Source organism: Pseudomonas sp. GW821-FHT09A09 (genome assembly GCF_059418405.1).
Genome location: NZ_JBWKPU010000033.1, coordinates 35,238 through 52,869, shown reverse-complemented (window position 1 = coordinate 52,869; position 17,632 = coordinate 35,238). Strand labels below are relative to the sequence as shown.

General features: G+C 60.4%; 16 protein-coding genes. 5 read left to right on the top strand and 11 right to left on the bottom strand.

The features are described 5' to 3' along the window. Positions 1-38: 38 nt before the first annotated feature. The 4 genes from gltP to AC07OV_RS24080 form a co-directional block, all read right to left on the bottom strand. On the bottom strand, positions 39-1,370 hold the full coding sequence (gene gltP, locus AC07OV_RS24095; protein WP_176994650.1) for a glutamate/aspartate:proton symporter GltP: 1,332 nt from the start codon (positions 1,368-1,370) through the stop codon (positions 39-41). 717 nt (positions 1,371-2,087) lie between these two features. Beyond that, a complete protein-coding gene (locus AC07OV_RS24090) occupies positions 2,088-2,555 on the bottom strand; it encodes an inhibitor of vertebrate lysozyme family protein (protein ID WP_176994649.1) in 468 nt (155 codons plus the stop codon). A gap of 2 nt (positions 2,556-2,557) precedes the next feature. Beyond that, a complete protein-coding gene (locus tag AC07OV_RS24085; RefSeq protein ID WP_003170804.1) occupies positions 2,558-2,722 on the bottom strand; it encodes a DUF1328 domain-containing protein in 165 nt (54 codons plus the stop codon). Positions 2,723-2,797: 75 nt separating this feature from the next. Beyond that, positions 2,798-3,082: a hypothetical protein gene (locus AC07OV_RS24080; protein ID WP_495093116.1), complete on the bottom strand. Its 285-nt coding sequence runs from the start codon at positions 3,080-3,082 to the stop codon at positions 2,798-2,800. 391 nt (positions 3,083-3,473) lie between these two features. Here AC07OV_RS24080 and algB point away from each other — a divergent pair, with 391 nt between their 5' ends. Together algB and AC07OV_RS24070 are read left to right on the top strand one after the other, a co-directional pair. After that, positions 3,474-4,820: a sigma-54-dependent response regulator transcription factor AlgB gene (gene algB / locus AC07OV_RS24075; RefSeq protein WP_078740007.1), complete on the top strand. Its 1,347-nt coding sequence runs from the start codon at positions 3,474-3,476 to the stop codon at positions 4,818-4,820. Between the two features lie 10 nt (positions 4,821-4,830). Continuing rightward, positions 4,831-6,618, top strand: coding sequence for a KinB sensor domain-containing domain (locus tag AC07OV_RS24070; protein ID WP_494998501.1), 1,788 nt, complete (start codon positions 4,831-4,833; stop codon positions 6,616-6,618). Positions 6,619-6,681: 63 nt separating this feature from the next. Here AC07OV_RS24070 and AC07OV_RS24065 read toward each other — a convergent pair whose 3' ends face one another. The 6 genes from AC07OV_RS24065 to AC07OV_RS24040 form a co-directional block, all read right to left on the bottom strand. Further along, positions 6,682-7,458, bottom strand: coding sequence for an N-acetylmuramoyl-L-alanine amidase (locus AC07OV_RS24065; protein ID WP_495093115.1), 777 nt, complete (start codon positions 7,456-7,458; stop codon positions 6,682-6,684). A gap of 88 nt (positions 7,459-7,546) precedes the next feature. Continuing rightward, a complete protein-coding gene (locus tag AC07OV_RS24060) occupies positions 7,547-9,625 on the bottom strand; it encodes a GGDEF domain-containing protein (RefSeq protein ID WP_495093114.1) in 2,079 nt (692 codons plus the stop codon). Further along, on the bottom strand, positions 9,622-10,503 hold the full coding sequence (locus AC07OV_RS24055; RefSeq protein WP_176994677.1) for an endonuclease/exonuclease/phosphatase family protein: 882 nt from the start codon (positions 10,501-10,503) through the stop codon (positions 9,622-9,624). Before AC07OV_RS24055 ends, AC07OV_RS24060 begins: the two co-directional genes overlap by 4 nt. Positions 10,504-10,510: 7 nt before the next feature. Further along, the gene (gene dsbA, locus AC07OV_RS24050) at positions 10,511-11,146 is read right to left on the bottom strand and encodes a thiol:disulfide interchange protein DsbA (protein WP_176994644.1); all 636 of its coding nucleotides are present in this window, start codon (positions 11,144-11,146) and stop codon (positions 10,511-10,513) included. A 168-nt stretch (positions 11,147-11,314) separates the two neighbouring features. Next, the gene (locus AC07OV_RS24045; protein WP_176994643.1) at positions 11,315-11,920 is read right to left on the bottom strand and encodes a c-type cytochrome; all 606 of its coding nucleotides are present in this window, start codon (positions 11,918-11,920) and stop codon (positions 11,315-11,317) included. Between the two features lie 35 nt (positions 11,921-11,955). Continuing rightward, a complete protein-coding gene (locus AC07OV_RS24040) occupies positions 11,956-12,258 on the bottom strand; it encodes a c-type cytochrome (RefSeq protein WP_176994642.1) in 303 nt (100 codons plus the stop codon). Between the two features lie 192 nt (positions 12,259-12,450). Between AC07OV_RS24040 and yihA the strand changes: the two genes are divergently transcribed. After that, positions 12,451-13,092, top strand: coding sequence for a ribosome biogenesis GTP-binding protein YihA/YsxC (yihA, locus tag AC07OV_RS24035; protein ID WP_495093113.1), 642 nt, complete (start codon positions 12,451-12,453; stop codon positions 13,090-13,092). Positions 13,093-13,361: 269 nt separating this feature from the next. Here yihA and polA read toward each other — a convergent pair whose 3' ends face one another. Next, on the bottom strand, positions 13,362-16,145 hold the full coding sequence (polA, locus tag AC07OV_RS24030; RefSeq protein ID WP_494998498.1) for a DNA polymerase I: 2,784 nt from the start codon (positions 16,143-16,145) through the stop codon (positions 13,362-13,364). 74 nt (positions 16,146-16,219) lie between these two features. On the opposite strand from polA, the gene AC07OV_RS24025 reads away from it, so the two are divergent. Both AC07OV_RS24025 and AC07OV_RS24020 read left to right on the top strand, forming a co-directional pair. Beyond that, on the top strand, positions 16,220-16,510 hold the full coding sequence (locus tag AC07OV_RS24025; RefSeq protein WP_016969541.1) for a DUF2782 domain-containing protein: 291 nt from the start codon (positions 16,220-16,222) through the stop codon (positions 16,508-16,510). A gap of 56 nt (positions 16,511-16,566) precedes the next feature. Next, entirely contained in the window at positions 16,567-17,520 is a 954-nt protein-coding gene (locus tag AC07OV_RS24020) for a homoserine kinase (RefSeq protein WP_494998497.1), read from the top strand. Positions 17,521-17,632: the final 112 nt, after the last annotated feature.

The window sequence follows — 17,632 nt, the reverse complement described above, 5'->3', positions numbered from 1 at the left end:
CGGAATTGTCCGGGGTTTGTCTTCAAGCCGTCAGCCTATCAGCTGCGGGTCGCTTGAGCGGTCGGCGCGGCGGCCTTGCTGCGCCAGTGCGGCAGGGAGTTCCAGTAGCGCTCGCCCTTGGCGTCGTCGTACATGCCTTCCCAACGTGCGATGACCAATACGGCCAGGGCGTTGCCAATCACGTTCAGGGCGGTACGCGCCATGTCCATGATGCGGTCGACACCGGCAATGAAGGCCAGGCCTTCCAGCGGGATGCCCACGCTGCCCAGGGTGGCCAGCAGTACCACGAAGGACACACCCGGCACGCCGGCGATGCCTTTGGAGGTGACCATCAGGGTCAATACCAGCATCAGTTGTTGGCCGATCGACAGGTCGATGCCGTACAGCTGGGCGATAAAGATCGCCGCGATGCTCTGGTACAGGGTCGAACCGTCGAGGTTGAAGGAGTAGCCGGTGGGTACCACGAAGCTGCAGATCGCCTTGGGTGCGCCATAGGCTTCCATCTTCTCGATCACACGCGGCAACACAGTTTCGGAGCTGGCGGTGGAGTAGGCCAGGACCAGCTCATCCTTGAAGATGCGCATCAGCTTGATCACCGAGAAGCCGAACAGGCGGGCAATCAGGCCCAGTACCACAAAGGCGAAGAACAGGATGGCCACGTAAACCAGGATCACCAGCTTGGCCAGCGGCAGCAAGGAGGCGAAGCCGAAGTTGGCGACCGTCACGGCGATCAGGGCAAATACGCCGATCGGGGCGTACTTCATGATCATGTGGGTGACTTTGAACATGCTCTCGGACACGCCCTGGAACATGGTCACCAGCGGCTCGCGCAGTTCCGGCTTGAGGCTCGACAAGCCCAGGCCGAACAGCACCGAGAAGAAGATGATCGGCAGCATTTCGCCACGGGCCACGGCGGCGAAGATGTTCGACGGGATCAGGTTGAGGATGGTCTCGATGAACGCATGCTCGTGCTGCACTTCAGCGGCGGTGGCGGTGTATTTGGAAATATCGACAGTACCCAGGGTACTCATGTCGATGCCAGCGCCCGGGTGGAACAGGTTGGCCAACAGCAGGCCGACCACGATGGCGATGGTGGTGACCACTTCAAAGTAAACGATGGTTTTGACGCCGATGCGACCGAGCTTTTTCGCGTCACCGACACCGGCAATGCCGACGATCAGCGAGGAAATCACAATCGGGATCACGATCATCTTGATCAGGCGGATAAAGATATCGCCCGCTGGCTGCAACACATTGCTGATCCACCAGGCCTTTTCAGCACTGAAATGGTTGAGCACTGCACCGATTGCGATCCCCAACACCAAACCGATGAGGATCTGCCAGGCGAGGCTTAGCTTTGCCTTCTTCATGTCATTACCCTTACTTCAAGTGGACTTAAGGCAAATGCGCCAGCTGGAACGCTCGAGAGCGAAAAAGTGTGAGCATCTGCCTCCATGGAAGGTCACCGCCGCATGGCCGAAATGGCTTACTGGCAGGCGAAAAAAGGCGCAACTATTCCCATGCAAGGGAGCGACGTCTAATGCCGTAAACGCCTACCCTATGCCGAATCGGCATGGCTTTTTTTAATAATAACTGTCCGAACGGTCAGTTCAAATGTGACATTTTGTCCGACAAACATGCCGTGAACCGGCCAAACCCGGCTCGCTCAGAGATTCAGGACGTCTATGGAGCACTGGCAGAAATGCCTGAGAATTCCGCCGTTTAGTGTCGGAAATGTCCTATGAGCGCAGCCAAATTTTATCGATAGATGGTCAGCCCGACACACCAAGTAATGGTTAGGAACGAGCAAAAACAGAATTAGCGACTATGGCTGACATAAGAGAGAGGTATAAGCCCGCCGCAAGTTCAGCAAGCCGTCGGCTTGTGAACCTGCGTCGCAGCTTTTCACCTGACCCGGCCCTTTCGCAGGCACTCCCTGTACCCGTAGGTCACGCCGATCCCGATTGATCAGAGCAACCCGGCCCCCTGGTCATGCACCGCCCGTGGCGGGCGATGCAAACAGAAAGAAGCAGCTGAGCTTCTTTCTATGGACGCGGGTTCCACAAGCGCGTTGCGCCAAGGGGAACCTAGTACCAATTGGGGTCTTTCTTGAGCTGCTCCATCAGCAGCTTCTGCATGCCTTCGTCCGGCTTACCGAGGAACCGATAATCGGCGTGACGCGTCGGGGATTTGTCCGCCGGCAGGCCGGCCGGGACTTCCACCAACATGGCATAGGCATCTTTCTTGTCGTAGCTGAAGGCAACGATCAGGCGCTTGTTCAGGCACGTGTCTGCAGTTTCGCAAAGCGGCCCCACCAAGTACTTGTCACCGTCTTCTTCCACGGCATTCATTTGTTCGGCCGTACCGGACAGGTTCATCACCCATTCCGGCAGGCGCTCTTCTTTCTTCACCACGCCTTGCCAGGTCTCACGGAACTGTGGGTCCGAGGTCAGCAATTCGTTAGCTCGGCTTTGGCCGTCGTTGGCGGCCATCACCAGGCCGCTGCCGCCCAGGAGCAGGGCGGCAGCCATGGCTTTAAAGGGCAGAGTGGTCATATTCAGCCTCGGCCGCGACGACCAAAGAAGAACGAAGCGATGAACATCACCAGGAAGACGACAAACAGGATCTTGGCGATACCCGTGGCGGTGCCCGCGATACCACCGAAGCCCAGGACGGCGGCCACAATGGCAATGATCAGAAATGTGATAGCCCAGCTCAACATGGTGATTCTCCTTACGCTTTTATAGGGGTAACAGCGGTGTTGCCGTGCAGCCGCTCAACAGCGACTTTGTCTTGCCTAGAACACCCAGCGCTCTTGGGTTGGCAGATCGCCAGGGGTGGAATCCTGGTCTGCCACTCTCAGCTGCGGGGCAGTTACATCGGCAGTAACGCTGCCAACGGAACGGAAATGGGTTTGTGTCATCACCGGGCGTTCAAATTGCGGGGCGTGTGGCTGACTCTGCTGCCCGTGCTGCATCTGTTGCCCAATGACCAGGGTGACCATCAGGGCCAGGCTGGCGAACAGGCCTTGCTGCAAGCGCAGCGGCGATACAGACAATTGGCTGAGGCTTTGGCGAGTCATGCTGTGTTTCTCCCGCATTCTGATTATTCGTTCATGACACTGTTGGGAGAGGTATTGCAGAGCGCATGCCAGGTTTTTTACAAAATAAAACTCAATAAAATCAATGCCTTATAAATACAGGCAAAAGATGAAGGCCAGCATCCTGCACGATGGCCCTGTGCGGGCCGTGCGAAATGCACGATGGTCAGTGGTCGGGTCGAGGGATCGAAAGCGCTCGGCGAGTTGCCGAAGTGGCAAGAAGGCATGAAAACGCCATCAATCGGCGTGTTTGTAGGAGACGGAGCAGATAGCTGCGCGAAGATGCCGTTTATCAATCAGAATAAACCATGCAACTTGCCCGATTATTCCGGGACTAAACACCATCATTCATAGTTTAAGGAGCGCGGGACAGATGGAATCAGCCAAGGAACTTCAAGGCCGCATTCTTTTAGTGGATGACGAATCCGCGATCCTTCGCACCTTCCGTTACTGCCTGGAAGATGAAGGCTACACCGTAGCCACTGCCAACAGTGCCGCCCAGGCGGACGCACTGATGCAACGCCAAGTGTTCGACCTGTGCTTCCTCGACCTGCGCCTGGGCGAAGACAATGGCCTGGATGTATTGGCCCAGATGCGCATCCAGGCACCGTGGATGCGCGTGGTGATCGTCACCGCTCACTCGGCGGTCGATACGGCAGTGGACGCCATCCAGGCGGGCGCCGCCGACTACCTGGTAAAACCCTGCAGCCCTGACCAACTGCGCCTGGCCACCGCCAAGCAGCTGGAAGTGCGCCAACTGTCTGCACGCCTTGAAGCGCTTGAAGGCGAAGTGCGCCAGCCCAAGGACGGCCTCGACTCCCACAGCCCGGCCATGATGGTGGTGCTGGAGACCGCACGCCAAGTGGCGGGCACTGACGCCAACATCTTGATCCTCGGCGAGTCCGGCACAGGTAAAGGTGAGCTGGCCCGAGCGATTCACGGCTGGAGCAAGCGCTCGAAAAAGTCCTGCGTGACCATCAACTGCCCGTCGCTGACGGCGGAATTGATGGAAAGCGAGCTATTCGGCCATAGCCGCGGCGCCTTTACCGGGGCCAGCGAGAGCACCTTGGGCCGGGTCAACCAGGCGGACGGCGGCACGCTGTTTCTCGACGAAATCGGCGACTTTCCGCTCACTTTGCAGCCAAAACTGCTGCGTTTCATTCAGGACAAGGAATATGAGCGTGTGGGCGACCCGGTCACCCGTCGCGCCGACGTGCGCATTCTCGCCGCCACCAACCTGAACCTGGAAGACATGGTCCGCGATGGCCGCTTCCGTGAGGATTTGCTCTACCGCCTCAACGTCATCACCTTGCACCTGCCCCCGCTGCGCGAACGCAGTGAAGACATCCTGACCCTCGCCGACCGCTTCCTGGCACGCTTCGTCAAGGAATATGCACGGCCGGCGCGTGGCTTCAGCGATGAAGCACGCGAGGCGCTGCTCAACTATCGCTGGCCGGGCAATATCCGCGAACTGCGTAACGTGGTGGAGCGCGCCAGCATCATCTGCCCACAGGAAAAGGTGGAAATCAGCCACCTCGGCATGGCCGAGCAACCTACCAACAATGCGCCCAGGATTGGCGCCGCGTTGAGCCTGGATGAGTTGGAGAAGGCCCATATCGGTGCCGTGCTCGCCACCAGCGACACCCTGGACCAGGCAGCTCGCACCCTGGGCATCGACGCGTCGACCCTGTACCGCAAACGCAAACAGTACAACCTGTGAGCAACACCCTATGAAGCTTGCGATGAAACTGCGCACTCGGCTGTTCCTGAGTATCTCCGCGCTGATCACCGTCGCCCTGCTGGGATTGATTCTGGGCCTGGTCAGCGTGATGCAGATGGCCAAGACCCAGGAATCGTTGATACGCAGCAACTTCGTGACCCTGGACCTGGGGCTAAAACTGCGCCAAAGCCTGGGCGACCAGCTGATCATGATGCTGGAAAAGCGCCCCGACCCCGAGGCGCTGCAAGGCTCCAAGCAACGTTACTTCGAGCTGCTGGACCAAGGCATCGCCCACGAGCAGCGAGATGCCAGTGGCAGCGGCTTCAGCCAGGCCCGCACCGACTACCAGAATTTGCTGGAGGCGTTTGACGAGTCCCAGCAAGCCTCACCGCCCCCCGGCAGCAAGGAAAAACTGACCGAGACCTTCAATGTGCTGCGTAACGGCCTGATCGCCGAACACAAGCGCGCACTGGAAAACATCAGTACCAGCGAGCACAAGTCTCGCGAACGCGCCTTGCTGATCGCCGGATTGCTGGGGCTGGTCGGGCTTGCGGTGCTGATCATCGGGTTTGTGACCGCACACGGCATCGCCCGGCGTTTTGGCGGGCCGATCGAAGCCCTGGCCAAGGCGGCCGACAAAATCGGGCAGGGGGATTTTGAAGTCACGCTGCCTATCTCTTCGGCAGCCGAGATGAACCAGCTGACCCGACGCTTCGGCATCATGGCCGAAGCGCTGCGCCAACATCAGGCAACTAATGTCGATGAACTGCTGGCCGGCCAGCAACGCTTGCAGGCGGTGCTCGACAGCATCGACGATGGCCTGCTGATGATCGACCGCCAAGGCCGCCTGGAGCACCTCAACCCGGTCGCGCAGCGCCAATTAGGCTGGGACGAGGACCGTCTTGGCCAAGGGCTGGGCGAAGCCCTGGTGCGACCGGAACTGGACGAACAACTTCAACTGGTGCTGCGCGGCGGCAACCTGGAACGGGCACCGGAGGATCTGGAAGTGGAGGTCGAGGGCGAACTGCGCCTGCTGACCTACAGCCTCACCCCCGTCAGCCACACCCAAGGGCACATTCTCGGGGCCGTGATGGTGCTGCATGACGTTACCGAACAGCGTGCCTTTGAACGGGTACGCAGCGAGTTCGTGCTACGCGCCTCCCATGAACTGCGCACGCCCGTGACCGGCATGCACATGGCGTTCGGGTTGTTTCGTGAGCGGGCGAAGTTTCCTGCGGAGTCGCGCGAAGCGGACTTGCTGGATACGGTCAATGAAGAAATGCAGCGCCTGATGCAGCTGATCAACGACCTGCTCAACTTCTCGCGCTACCAGAACGGCCTGCAAAAACTCACCCTGGGGCCGTGCGACGTGACCGACCTGCTGGATCACGCTCGCGCTCGCTTTACCGAACCGGCCAATGCCCAGCGCATCGAGCTACTGGTGGAAGCCCAGTCCGACTTACCCCGCCTATATGCCGACCGCGCCCAATTGGAACGAGTACTGGACAATCTGCTGGGCAACGCCCTGCGCCACACCGCCGAAGGCGGCCAGATTCGCCTGCAGGCGCGCCGCCATGGCGAACGGGTAATCATCAGTGTCGAGGACAACGGCGAGGGCATCGCCTACGGCCAGCAAGGGCGGATCTTCGAACCCTTCGTGCAGGTGGGCCGCAAGAAAGGCGGCGCAGGCCTGGGGTTGGCGCTGTGCAAGGAAATCGTGCAGTTGCACGGTGGCCGCATGGGTGTGTATTCACGGCCAGGGCAGGGTACGCAGTTTTATATGGCATTGCCGTTGTAGGGGCCAGGCTAGCGGGTGATGGGACCTCAAGATCGCTATCGCCGGCAAGCCGGGCTCCTACACTTAGCTGCGGTTGAGCGCTCGCAGGATCGCGGCGCTTTCCGCATCGGGGGTGCCGTCAAACAACGAAGGGCGGAAGTGCATCTGAAAGGCCGCGATCACATGACGCGTGGCCACATCCAGTTCCCCCGTCTGCGGCGTCTGGTAGCCCAATCGCGCCAGCTCTTCCTGGAACCACGTGATGCTCGGCAGGTCAGCGGCGTATTGCACCTGGAAACGGGCGACTGCCTGAGCGTCGGGCCAAACCCCCAGGCCTTCAGCCGCCAGGCGCTTCCAGGGAAACAGCGGGCCGGGGTCAAGCTTGCGAAGTGGCGCGATGTCGCTATGGCCGATGATGTTCTTGGGGTCGATGCCGTTGCGCTTGCTGATGTCCTTGAGCAACACCACCAGGGACTTGTACTGCGCCTCGGAGTAGGGGAACCACACGCGGCCGCTCGGGGTATCCTGATACCCGGGATTGACGATCTCGATGCCGATGGAGCTGGAGTTGAGCCAGGTGCGGCCCATCCACTCGCTTTCTCCCGCGTGCCAGGCGCGCTGGCTCTCATCCACCAGCTTGTAGATGGTGCCCGACGCATCGTCGCCGATCAGGTAATGGCTGCTGACCTGGCCGTGCGTCAGCAGGGCCAGGGAACGCTCAAGATTGGTCGAGGTGTAGTGAACAACGACGAACTGCACACGATTGTCGTGGTTCATTGAGGGGTGACTGGTATCCAGGCGCGGGCCGCTGGCGCAGCCGGCGAGCAGTAGGAACACAAAGGCAAAGCAAAAGGATTTCATGGCAGAAGACATTACACTGAAGGCGATAATGCAACAGTGTAACGTACCGTTTGTGGCCGGGCGGTCAAATTACAAAATGGAACATCTTTTAGGCCGCCTGCACCTGATTACGCCCCGCCGCCTTCGCCCGATACAACGCCTCATCGGCGCGCTTGAGCGCCAGGTCGCTGCGCTCACCCGGCTGGAACTGCGCCACGCCCATGGATACCGTGATCGTCACCGGCTCACCCTTGAAGTGGAAAGGGCACGCTTCGATGGCCTGGCGCAACATCTCGCCGGCCGCCAGCGCATCGGCCAGGGATGAGTTGGGCATCAGCAACACGAACTCTTCACCGCCGAAGCGCGCAATAAAATCGGTGGGGCGCAGGCGTTTGCGCAGCACACTGGCAATGATCTTGAGCACTTTGTCGCCCGCCAGGTGGCCGTAGCCATCGTTGATACGCTTGAAGTGGTCCAGGTCAAGCATGGCCAGCGACAGGCTGTTGCCACGCTGGTGCCAGGCATTGACCTCGTGATCGAGGCGCTCGCTCCAGGCCGCACGGTTGGGCAGGCCAGTCAGCGGGTCGATCAAGGCCTTCTGGCGCTGCACCTCCAGGTGCTCGCGATAGCCCTGGGCCTCCTGCTCCATATTCGCCACCCGCTCAGCCAGGCCTTTCAAGCGCGCCGCCACTTCCTGCTCACGCTGGTCACGCTGCTGCTGGTGTTGGTCCATGGTGCCGAGCAAGCCTTCAAGGTGGCTCTCCAGCACCTGCTTGAGGCTGTCCAGGTCGGCCGCGTCCTGCACGCTGCTTTGCAAACCGTCGACCTGTTCACGAATCTGCGTGTCCAGCTCGCGCGCAGCCGAGCGGCTGTCGGCGTGACCGTCGCTGGCGACCTGCAGATGGCCCTGGAAGGCTTCCAGTCGTTCGTTGAGCTGCTTGAGATAGGCTTCGAACTCATGCTGGCCACTGTCGGTGATTGCCAGCATCAACACTGCCAGGTCATCGAGGATCGGCAGCAGTTCATACCAGTTCAAACCATGGGCCAGGCGCTCGCGCATGGCTTCGGCCTGGGGCCGGTGGCGCTCGGGCAGTGAAAGATCTTCCAGCAGGCCGAGCAAGGTGTCTTCGATATGCTTGGCCACAGAGCTGTAGGACGGCTCGGGAGAGTCGGGCAACGCGTACACACCGTCCGACTGCAACGCGTCAGGGTCAGGCTCGGCGCTTTCCAGCACGGGCGGGAGCGACAGGCTGCCGATTGAGGTTTCATCCGGCGCATCGTCCAGAACCGGCGGTGGCTCGATAAACGCCGCGAGCGCACTTTCAGAGGCAGGCTCTTCTACCGCAGGTTCAACCACCTCGGGCTCAGGTGCTTCGATAGGCGCAGCCTTGGGGGCCGTTTGCACGGAGGCCTCGAAGACCAATGCTTCAGTGTCAGCCTCTACCACCTTGGCGGGTGCAGCCACACTGACAGGCGCAGACGGCTCAGGCGGCACGACGACGGCTGCCTGCGGCAAGGGCGCAAAGGCGCGCAACGCTTGGGTCAACTCTTCGGATTGCTCAGGTGCTTGAGGTTCAGGCTCCGAGGACTGCCTGGAAGACGCGGGTTTCGGCGCAGAAGCTGGTGCTGGCTCGACCGCAGGGGGTTCGTTCGCAACTTCTTTTGCACCAAACAACCGCTGCAACAAACCAGGCCCCGGGCGTGGGGTTTCGCCGTCTGGCTCCAGGTTATCCAGTGCTTGCCCTTGCAGGCTGCTCAGCTCACTGAGCAGCAGCGGGATCTCCCGCGCCTGGCCAACGCGGCCGTCCAACTGTTTGGCGAAGGTTTTCAGCGGCCGGGCCACTTCACGCGGCAGTGGCAGCTTCTGCAACTGTGCAACCAGTGAAGTGAGTGCGGTGCTGATCTGGTCAACCCGGGTTTCGCGGCGTTGCTCAGAGTCGAGCACGGCTTTTTCCAAGCGTGGCAGCAGGGCGGCGAGGGCGGCGTCCATGTCGTCCGTGCGGACAACATCACGCATCTCCTTCATGCACTGATCAACGGCGCGGTCGGTGCCTTCAGCGGCGAGGGTGCTGCGTACCAGCCCTCGGCGCAGCAGGTCGAGGCGGGCAGCCCAGCGACGTTCGAGCTTGTCTTGCTGCTCGATGCTCTTGAGGTATTTTTCTTTCCAGCGCTGGGCGTCGTCGCTCATGCAAGAGGTCCGCGAGGGCCTGGGCTCAACGCGGGCAATGCATCAGCCGTGAGCGAACCCGGCAGACGAATCTCTACCGCGACCGGCAGGTGATCGGAGATGGGCTGCGCCAGGACCTGTACGCTCTCAAGCGTGAGGGTCGGACTGAGCAGGATATGGTCAAGGCAGCGCTGCGGGCGCCAGCTGGGGAAGGTGGCTTCGACTTGCGGCGCCAGCAACCCGAGGTCTCGCAGCGGGGAATTCTGTAGCAGGTCGCTGGCATGGGTGTTCATGTCCCCCATCAGCACCTGGTGTTTGTAATTGCCGATCAGCTCTCGGATGTAGGCCAGTTGCATCGTGCGGGTGCGCGCCCCGAGCGCCAGATGCATCATCACCACGACCAAGGCTTCCGGGCCCTCGCCAAAGCGCACGAGGATCGCGCCCCGGCCCTTGGGGCCCGGCAGCGGGTGGTCTTCGATAGCCCACGGCTTCAAGCGGCTGAGCACGCCATTGCTGTGCTGTGCCAGGCGCCCGAGGTTGCGATTGAGTTGCTGGTACCAGTAAGGGAATGCGCCGAGCTGGGCCAGGTGTTCCACCTGGTTGATGTAGCCCGAGCGGATGCTGCCGCCATCGGCTTCCTGCAAGGCGACCAGGTCGAAGTCGTTGAGCAGGTTGCCGATCTTTTGCAGGTTGCCGGCCCGGCCGTTGTGGGGCAGCAGGTGCTGCCAGCCACGGGTGAGGTAGTGCCGGTACTTCTCGGTACTGATACCCACCTGGATGTTGAAACTGAGCAGGCGCAAGCGGCTGTCTGCCGGCAGGCCCGTGGATTCCAGGTGGTGCTCGTTGACCTGCGGGTCATGCAGGCCGACGACGCGTTCAGTCCCCCAGCGGCGCATGATGGCCCCCTTACTTGGCTGCGCGCTCTTTGGCGATCAGCTGGTCGGCAACGTTCAGGGTCGCTTCAGGACCACCGGTGGTGCCCAGGTCGAAACGGTATTTGCCGTTGACGATCATGGTCGGTACGCCTTGCACGCCGTACTTCTGCGCCAGTTCCTTGGCCTGCTTGATCTGGCCCTGGATAGCGAAGGAGTTGAAGGTGGCGAGGAACTTGTCCTTGTCGACACCTTGGGTAGCGACGAAGTCAGCCATTTCTTCCGGCTTGGTCAAGCGCTTGCCTTGTTTCTGGATGGCGTCGAATACGGCGTTGTGGACCTTGTGTTCAACACCCATGGCTTCCAGGGTAAGGAACAGTTGGCCGTGGGCATCCCATGGGCCGCCGAACATGGCCGGGATGCGCTTGAAGTTGACGTCGGACGGGAGTTTTTCGACCCAAGGGTTGATGGTCGGCTCAAAGGCGTAGCAATGCGGGCAGCCGTACCAGAACAGCTCCACCACTTCGATCTTGCCAGGCACCGAGACCGGCACCGGGTTGGCCAATTCAACGTAGGTTTTACCGGCTTCAAGCGGCACGTCGGCAGCTTGTGCGGTCATGCCGAAGAGGCTGGCAGTGACGAGAGCGGCGCTGAGGATCAGATTACGCATGCTTTACTCCTGGACAAATAAAGTCGCCTCACGCGACCTTTGTTGTGACAGGTCTACGCGGGCATGAGTTCGTTAGTGTAACGGCACCGGCCACAAAAAAGGGCGGCCTAAGCCACCCTTTTTATGCTTGCATCGACGGATTAATCGAGCGTTAACGTCGTATTTGTATCAGTGCAGGCCCTGGATGTACTGGGAAACCGCCTCAATGTCCTTGTTGCTCATTTTATTGGAGATGGTTTGCATGATTTTGGCATCGCCGTCGTTGGTGCGATTGCCCTCACGGAAGTCCGTCAGTTGCTTGGCGATGTACTGCGCATGCTGGCCGCTCAAGTGCGGGAAGCCAGCAGCGGCAAGGCCTGCGCCGTTAGGCGAGTGGCAGCCGATGCACGAAGGCATGCCTTTTTCCAGGTTGCCGCCACGGAACAGTTCTTCACCGTGGGCCACGACTTTTGGATCGGCAGCTCCCACACTGCCTTTCTGGCTGGCAAAATACGCTGCGATATCTGCCAGGTCCTGATCGCTGAGGTTGGTCAGCAAGCCGGTCATTTCCAGTACCGTGCGCTTGCCGTCCTTGATGTCGTGCATCTGCTTGGTCAGGTATCGCTCGCCCTGGCCGGCCAGTTTGGGAAAGTTCGGTGCCGGGCTGTTGCCATCCGGTCCATGGCAAGCACCACATACGGCGGCTTTCGCCTGGCCCGCTGTAGCGTCGCCTGCAGCATGGGCAACACCGGTGATGCCCAGGGTCAACAGCAGACTCACGATCAGTTTGTTCATCAGCTAATCCAACTACGGCTAAGGGGTTTATAGAGTTATCTACCGGGTTTACTCACCATCATTTCAATGATGGCCTGGTAATCCTCAGTACTGCAGTCCATGCACAAACCACGCGGCGGCATTGCCTTGAAACCCTGGGTCACGTGTTGCACCAGCGTGTCCATGCCCTGCGCCAATCGTGGCGCCCACGCTGCCTGGTCACCCCGTTTGGGGGCATTGGGCAACTGGCCGGCATGGCAAGCCACGCAAACTCGGTTGTACACCGCTTCGGGATCCTGTGTAGCCTGAGCGCCGTAAAGCGGAATCAGGACACCGATAGCCAGCAACCACTTGGTCATACGTCGACCAGTTCAGGGTTTGAGAGCGTTTTGCGTTCTAATGCGCAATAAAGGTCTATCGCTCCCGTGAACTTCATCCTTCGCTGGGACAAAGCACACACAAAATCTGCGGCATTATATACTGGCGCTACTGAAACGGAAACGACACCGCTTGCCGCACCCTTTCTCGGCACCGCCCACATCGGAAATCTCATGCAACTCAAGAATCCCATCCTCGGCCTGTGCCAACAGTCCACGTTCATGCTCAGCGCCGCCAAAGTTGACCAATGCCCCGATGACGAAGGCTTTGAAGTCGCCTTTGCCGGTCGTTCCAACGCTGGCAAATCCAGCGCGCTGAACACCCTGACCCACGCCAGCCTGGCCCGTACCTCGAAAACCCCGGGCCGCACGCAACTCCTCAATTTCTTCAAGCTAGACGATGATCGGCGTCTGGTCGACCTGCCGGGCTACGGATACGCAAAAGTACCTATCCCGTTGAAGCTGCATTGGCAGCGTCACCTGGAGGCGTATCTGGGTGGCCGCGAGAGTTTGAAGGGCTTGATTCTGATGATGGACATCCGCCATCCGATGACCGACTTCGACCTGCTGATGCTCGACTGGTCCGTCGCCAGCGGCATGCCGATGCACATCCTGCTGACCAAGGCCGACAAGCTCACTTACGGCGCCGCCAAAAACACCTTGCTCAAAGTGCAGTCCGACATTCGTAAAGGTTGGGGTGACGCGATCACCATCCAGCTGTTCTCGGCCCCCAAACGCATGGGCCTGGAAGAGGCTTACACCGTGCTGGCCGGCTGGATGGAATTGGCAGACAAAGGCGCTGAACTCGCGGAATAACTTTTCTGCGGGCAAAAAAAACCCCGGACTTCGTATGGGGAGGGGAAGTTCGGGGTTCAAGTTCCGGACCGCTAGGGCGGGGTCCAGATATCTGCCAACACTTAACACAACATAGGAGCATTGAAGGGCTTCACCACCCATTCAGTAACTCTGAGTAGCAGTTCACGGGTTAAGTTCCGGCAGGTTCAAAAAACTATTGGAAATAACTGACGGCAATATCTGATCTAAAGCACTCTGCCACCACGCTGGGTGGTGGCAAATCCCCGGAATCAGTGCGCTTCGTCCCAGTTATCACCGACGCCCACGTCCACCACCAAGGGCACGTCCAGCGCTGCTGCTGCACTCATGTGCTCGCGAATTTTCTTGCTCACCTCTTCGACCAGATCCTCACGCACCTCAAGCACCAGTTCATCGTGCACCTGCAGGATCACCTTGGCATCCAGGCCAGACTCGGTCAGCCAGTTATCCACCTGCACCATCGCCTTCTTGATGATGTCGGCCGCCGTACCCTGCATTGGCGCGTTGATCGCCGTGCGTTCCGCAGCAGCACGCTCCTGAGGTTTGTTGGAGTTGATATCCGGCAGATACAGCCGACGCCCGAAGAAGGTCTCGACATAACCCTGATCAGCCGCCTGCGCACGGGTGCGCTCCATGTACTCACGCACACCCGGGTAGCGGGCGAAGTAGACATCGATGTAGGCCTTGGCCGTCTTGGTGTCGACGCCAATATCCTTGCCCAGTTTCTGCGCACCCATGCCATAGATCAGGCCAAAGTTGATCGCCTTGGCGCTGCGACGCTGATTGGAGGTGACCTCGGCCAGCTCAACCTTGAACACTTCCGCCGCCGTCGCCGTGTGCACATCCAGGTCGTTGCGGAAGGCATTCATCAGCCCTTCGTCCTTGGACAAGTGCGCCATGATGCGCAGCTCGATCTGCGAATAGTCCGCCGCCAGCAACTTGTAACCCTTGGGCGCAACGAACGCCTGGCGAATCCGCCGGCCCTCGGCGGTACGCACCGGAATGTTCTGCAGGTTCGGATCACTGGAAGACAAACGCCCGGTCGCCGCCACTGCCTGGTGATAAGACGTATGAATACGCCCGGTACGCGGGTTGATCTGCTCCGGCAGACGGTCGGTATAGGTGCTCTTCAATTTGCTCATGCTGCGGTACTGCATCAGCACCTTGGGCAGCAGGAAGTCGTCCTCGGCCAGCTTGGCCAACACCTCTTCGGCCGTGGAGGCCTGGCCCTTGCCGGTCTTCTTCAAGACGGGCAAACCCAGCTTCTCGTAGAGAATCGCGCCGAGCTGCTTGGGCGAGCCCAGGTTGAACGCCTCACCGGCAATCTCGAACGCCTCGCGCTCCAGCTCGACCATCTTGTTACCCAGCTCGATACTCTGGATGCCCAGCAGCTCCTTGTCGACCAGCGCCCCCTGGCGCTCGATACGCGCCAGCACCGGCACCAACGGGATTTCGATATCCGTGAGCACACTCGCCAGGCTCGGGATGGCTGACAGTTGCGCAAACAGCTCTTGGTGCAGGCGCAAGGTGACATCGGCGTCTTCCGCCGCATACGGACCAGCCTGTTCCAGCGCGATCTGGTCGAACGTCAGCTGCTTGGCGCCTTTGCCCGCGATGTCCTGGAAGGCAACAGTGTCGTAGTCCAGGTACTTCTTGGCCAGGCTGTCCATGTCATGCCGGGTCGCCGTGGAGTTCAGCACGTAGGATTCGAGCATGGTGTCGAACGCAACGCCGCGCACGGTTATGCCTTGCGCTGGATCGCCGCCGATGGCGCAGTTGGCCAAAATGTTCATGTCAAACTTGGCGTGCTGGCCGACCTTGAGCTTGGCCGGGTCTTCCAGCAGCGGTTTGAGCGCCAGTAATACCGTGTCGCGATCCAACTGCGGCGGCGCATCGATGTAGGAATGGGTCAGCGGAATGTAGGCCGCTTCATGGGGCCGTACGGCGAAGGAAACCCCGACCAACTGCGCCTGTTGCGCGTCGATCCCGGTGGTTTCGGTATCAAAGGCAAACAATTTGGCGTCGTTGAGCTTCTTCAGCCAACGATCGAATGTCGCCTGATCGAGGATCGTGGTGTAGCTCGCCTCGACAGGCGTCGCCGCAACCGCTTCAACAACCGCCTCGGCTGCTGGTGCCGCGCTGAGCTCCACACGCTTGGCATCGCGCTGAACCTCATCGATCCAGCTCTTGAACTCAAGCAGCGAATAGAGCTCCAGCAGTTTTTCGCGATCCGGCTCAATCAGGTGCAAGTCATCCAGGCCCACGTCCAGCGCCACGTCACACTTGATCGTCGCCAACTGGTAGGAAAGAAACGCCATTTCCTTGTGCTCTTCCAGCTTGGCCGGCAACGTCTTGGCGCCCCGGATCGGCAGGGTCGGCACAATATCCAGCTGCTCATACAGCTCTTTGATCCCGCCGTTAACGCCCACCAGCAAGCCGGACGCCGTCTTGGGACCAATGCCCGGAACACCCGGGATGTTGTCGGAGGAGTCGCCCATCAGCGCCAGATAGTCGATGATCTGCTCCGGAGCGACGCCAAATTTCTCCTTTACGCCCTCGATGTCCATCGAGCTACCAGTCATGGTGTTGACCAAGGTAATGTGCCCGTCGACCAGCTGCGCCATGTCCTTGTCGCCGGTGGAAATCACCACCGGTCGGTTGGCCGCCGCACTGCTGCGGGCCAGGGTGCCGATCACATCATCGGCCTCGACGCCTTCGACGCACAGCAACGGGAAGCCCAGTGCGATCACGCTCTGGTGCAGGGGCTCGATCTGCACCCGCATGTCATCGGGCATGCTCGGGCGGTTGGCCTTGTACTCGGCGTACATGTCGTCGCGAAAGGTCCCACCCTTGGCGTCGAACACCACCGCGAACGGGCTGTCCGGGTACTGCTTGCGCAGGCTTTTGAGCATGTTCAACACGCCCTTGACCGCACCGGTCGGCAGGCCTTTGGAGGTGGTCAGCGGTGGCAGCGCGTGGAAGGCGCGGTACAGATATGAAGAACCGTCCACCAGGACGAGGGGGGCTTGGCTCATGAGCAGGATCAACCTTTTCGGCGGGTCAGGCGCTAGAATAGCCGGACCAATGACGACAAAGGGACAAGGTTATCATGCGTACAGCGAATCGCTTGTTGTTGACCGGCTTGATTGCATTCTTGCCGCTGGCCGCCACGGCAGCCGACAGCGCGCCCTCGGGAGACCCGGATGTCACGATCCGCACCGAAGGCGACAAAGAAATCCGGGAATACCGCCAAAACGGCTTCCTGTATGCGATCAAGGTAACCCCGAAAGGTGCGCCTCCGTATTTCCTGGTACGCGCGGACGGAACGGATGCGAACTTCATCCGCTCTGACCAGCCGGATATGCTGATCCCGTCATGGAAGATCTTCGAATGGAAATGATTTCTTAACTTCAATTGGCGCCGCGCACCGCGGCGCCCGTACTGGCAGTTTTAACCATGTCTGTGTTCACCCCCCTGGCTCGGCCCGAGCTGGAAACCTTTCTCGCCCCTTACGGGCTCGGCCGCCTGCTTGATTTCCAGGGAATTGCCGCCGGTAGCGAAAACACCAACTTCTTCATCAGCCTGGAACAGGGCGAGTTCGTCCTGACCCTGGTTGAGCGCGGCCCGGTCGCGGAAATGCCGTTCTTCATCGAACTGCTCGACGTGCTCCACGACGCCGACCTGCCCGTGCCTTACGCACTGCGTACCACCGACGGCGTGGCCCTGCGCGAACTCAAAGGCAAACCGGCGCTGCTGCAACCGCGCCTGGCCGGCAAGCACATCAAGGACGCCAACGCTCAGCACTGCGCCCAGGTCGGCGACCTGCTCGGCCACCTGCACCTGGCCACGCAAGGCGAGAAAGTGCTGGAGCGCAAGACGGATCGCGGTCTGGACTGGATGCTCAGCGAAGGTGCACAGCTGATTTCGCACCTCAACGACGCCCAGCAGCGCCTGCTGCAAGACGCGTTGACCGAAATCGACACTCACAAAGCCGAAATCCTCGCCCTGCCACGCGCCAACGTTCACGCGGACCTGTTCCGCGACAACGCGATGTTCGAAGGCACGCACCTCACAGGCCTGATCGACTTCTACAACGCCTGCTCAGGCCCGATGCTGTACGACGTGGCAATCGCCTTGAATGACTGGTGTTCGGACGCGGACGGCGTGCTCGATGGACCGCGCGCCCGCGCATTGCTGGGCGCCTACGCGAGCCTGCGACCGTTTACGGCGAAAGAAGCCGAGTTTTGGCCGACCATGTTGCGCGTGGCGTGCGTGCGGTTCTGGCTGTCACGCCTGATCGCTGCCGAGTCGTTTGCCGGGCAGGATGTGCTGATCCATGATCCGGCCGAGTTCGAGCACCGTTTGGCGCAGCGCCAGCAGGTCACTCTGCAACTCCCCTTCGCCCTCTAAAAAGGGTCACTCGGTCAAAAATGTGGGAGCGGGGGGGGGGGTGGGGGGGGGGGGGGGGGGGGGGGGGGGGGGGGGGGGGGGGGGGGGGGGGGGGGGAGGGGGAGGGGGAAAA

What these genes read in the sequence shown, in the direction of transcription:
- gltP (WP_176994650.1), bottom strand. Translation starts at nt 1,370, where the DNA reads ATGAAGAAGGCAAAGCTAAGCCTCGCCTGGCAGATCCTCATCGGTTTG.
- AC07OV_RS24090 (WP_176994649.1), bottom strand. Translation starts at nt 2,555, where the DNA reads ATGACCACTCTGCCCTTTAAAGCCATGGCTGCCGCCCTGCTCCTGGGC.
- AC07OV_RS24085 (WP_003170804.1), bottom strand. Translation starts at nt 2,722, where the DNA reads ATGTTGAGCTGGGCTATCACATTTCTGATCATTGCCATTGTGGCCGCC.
- AC07OV_RS24080 (WP_495093116.1), bottom strand. Translation starts at nt 3,082, where the DNA reads ATGACTCGCCAAAGCCTCAGCCAATTGTCTGTATCGCCGCTGCGCTTG.
- algB (WP_078740007.1), top strand. Translation starts at nt 3,474, where the DNA reads ATGGAATCAGCCAAGGAACTTCAAGGCCGCATTCTTTTAGTGGATGAC.
- AC07OV_RS24070 (WP_494998501.1), top strand. Translation starts at nt 4,831, where the DNA reads ATGAAGCTTGCGATGAAACTGCGCACTCGGCTGTTCCTGAGTATCTCC.
- AC07OV_RS24065 (WP_495093115.1), bottom strand. Translation starts at nt 7,458, where the DNA reads ATGAAATCCTTTTGCTTTGCCTTTGTGTTCCTACTGCTCGCCGGCTGC.
- AC07OV_RS24060 (WP_495093114.1), bottom strand. Translation starts at nt 9,625, where the DNA reads ATGAGCGACGACGCCCAGCGCTGGAAAGAAAAATACCTCAAGAGCATC.
- dsbA (WP_176994644.1), bottom strand. Translation starts at nt 11,146, where the DNA reads ATGCGTAATCTGATCCTCAGCGCCGCTCTCGTCACTGCCAGCCTCTTC.
- AC07OV_RS24045 (WP_176994643.1), bottom strand. Translation starts at nt 11,920, where the DNA reads ATGAACAAACTGATCGTGAGTCTGCTGTTGACCCTGGGCATCACCGGT.
- AC07OV_RS24040 (WP_176994642.1), bottom strand. Translation starts at nt 12,258, where the DNA reads ATGACCAAGTGGTTGCTGGCTATCGGTGTCCTGATTCCGCTTTACGGC.
- yihA (WP_495093113.1), top strand. Translation starts at nt 12,451, where the DNA reads ATGCAACTCAAGAATCCCATCCTCGGCCTGTGCCAACAGTCCACGTTC.
- polA (WP_494998498.1), bottom strand. Translation starts at nt 16,145, where the DNA reads ATGAGCCAAGCCCCCCTCGTCCTGGTGGACGGTTCTTCATATCTGTAC.
- AC07OV_RS24025 (WP_016969541.1), top strand. Translation starts at nt 16,220, where the DNA reads ATGCGTACAGCGAATCGCTTGTTGTTGACCGGCTTGATTGCATTCTTG.
- AC07OV_RS24020 (WP_494998497.1), top strand. Translation starts at nt 16,567, where the DNA reads ATGTCTGTGTTCACCCCCCTGGCTCGGCCCGAGCTGGAAACCTTTCTC.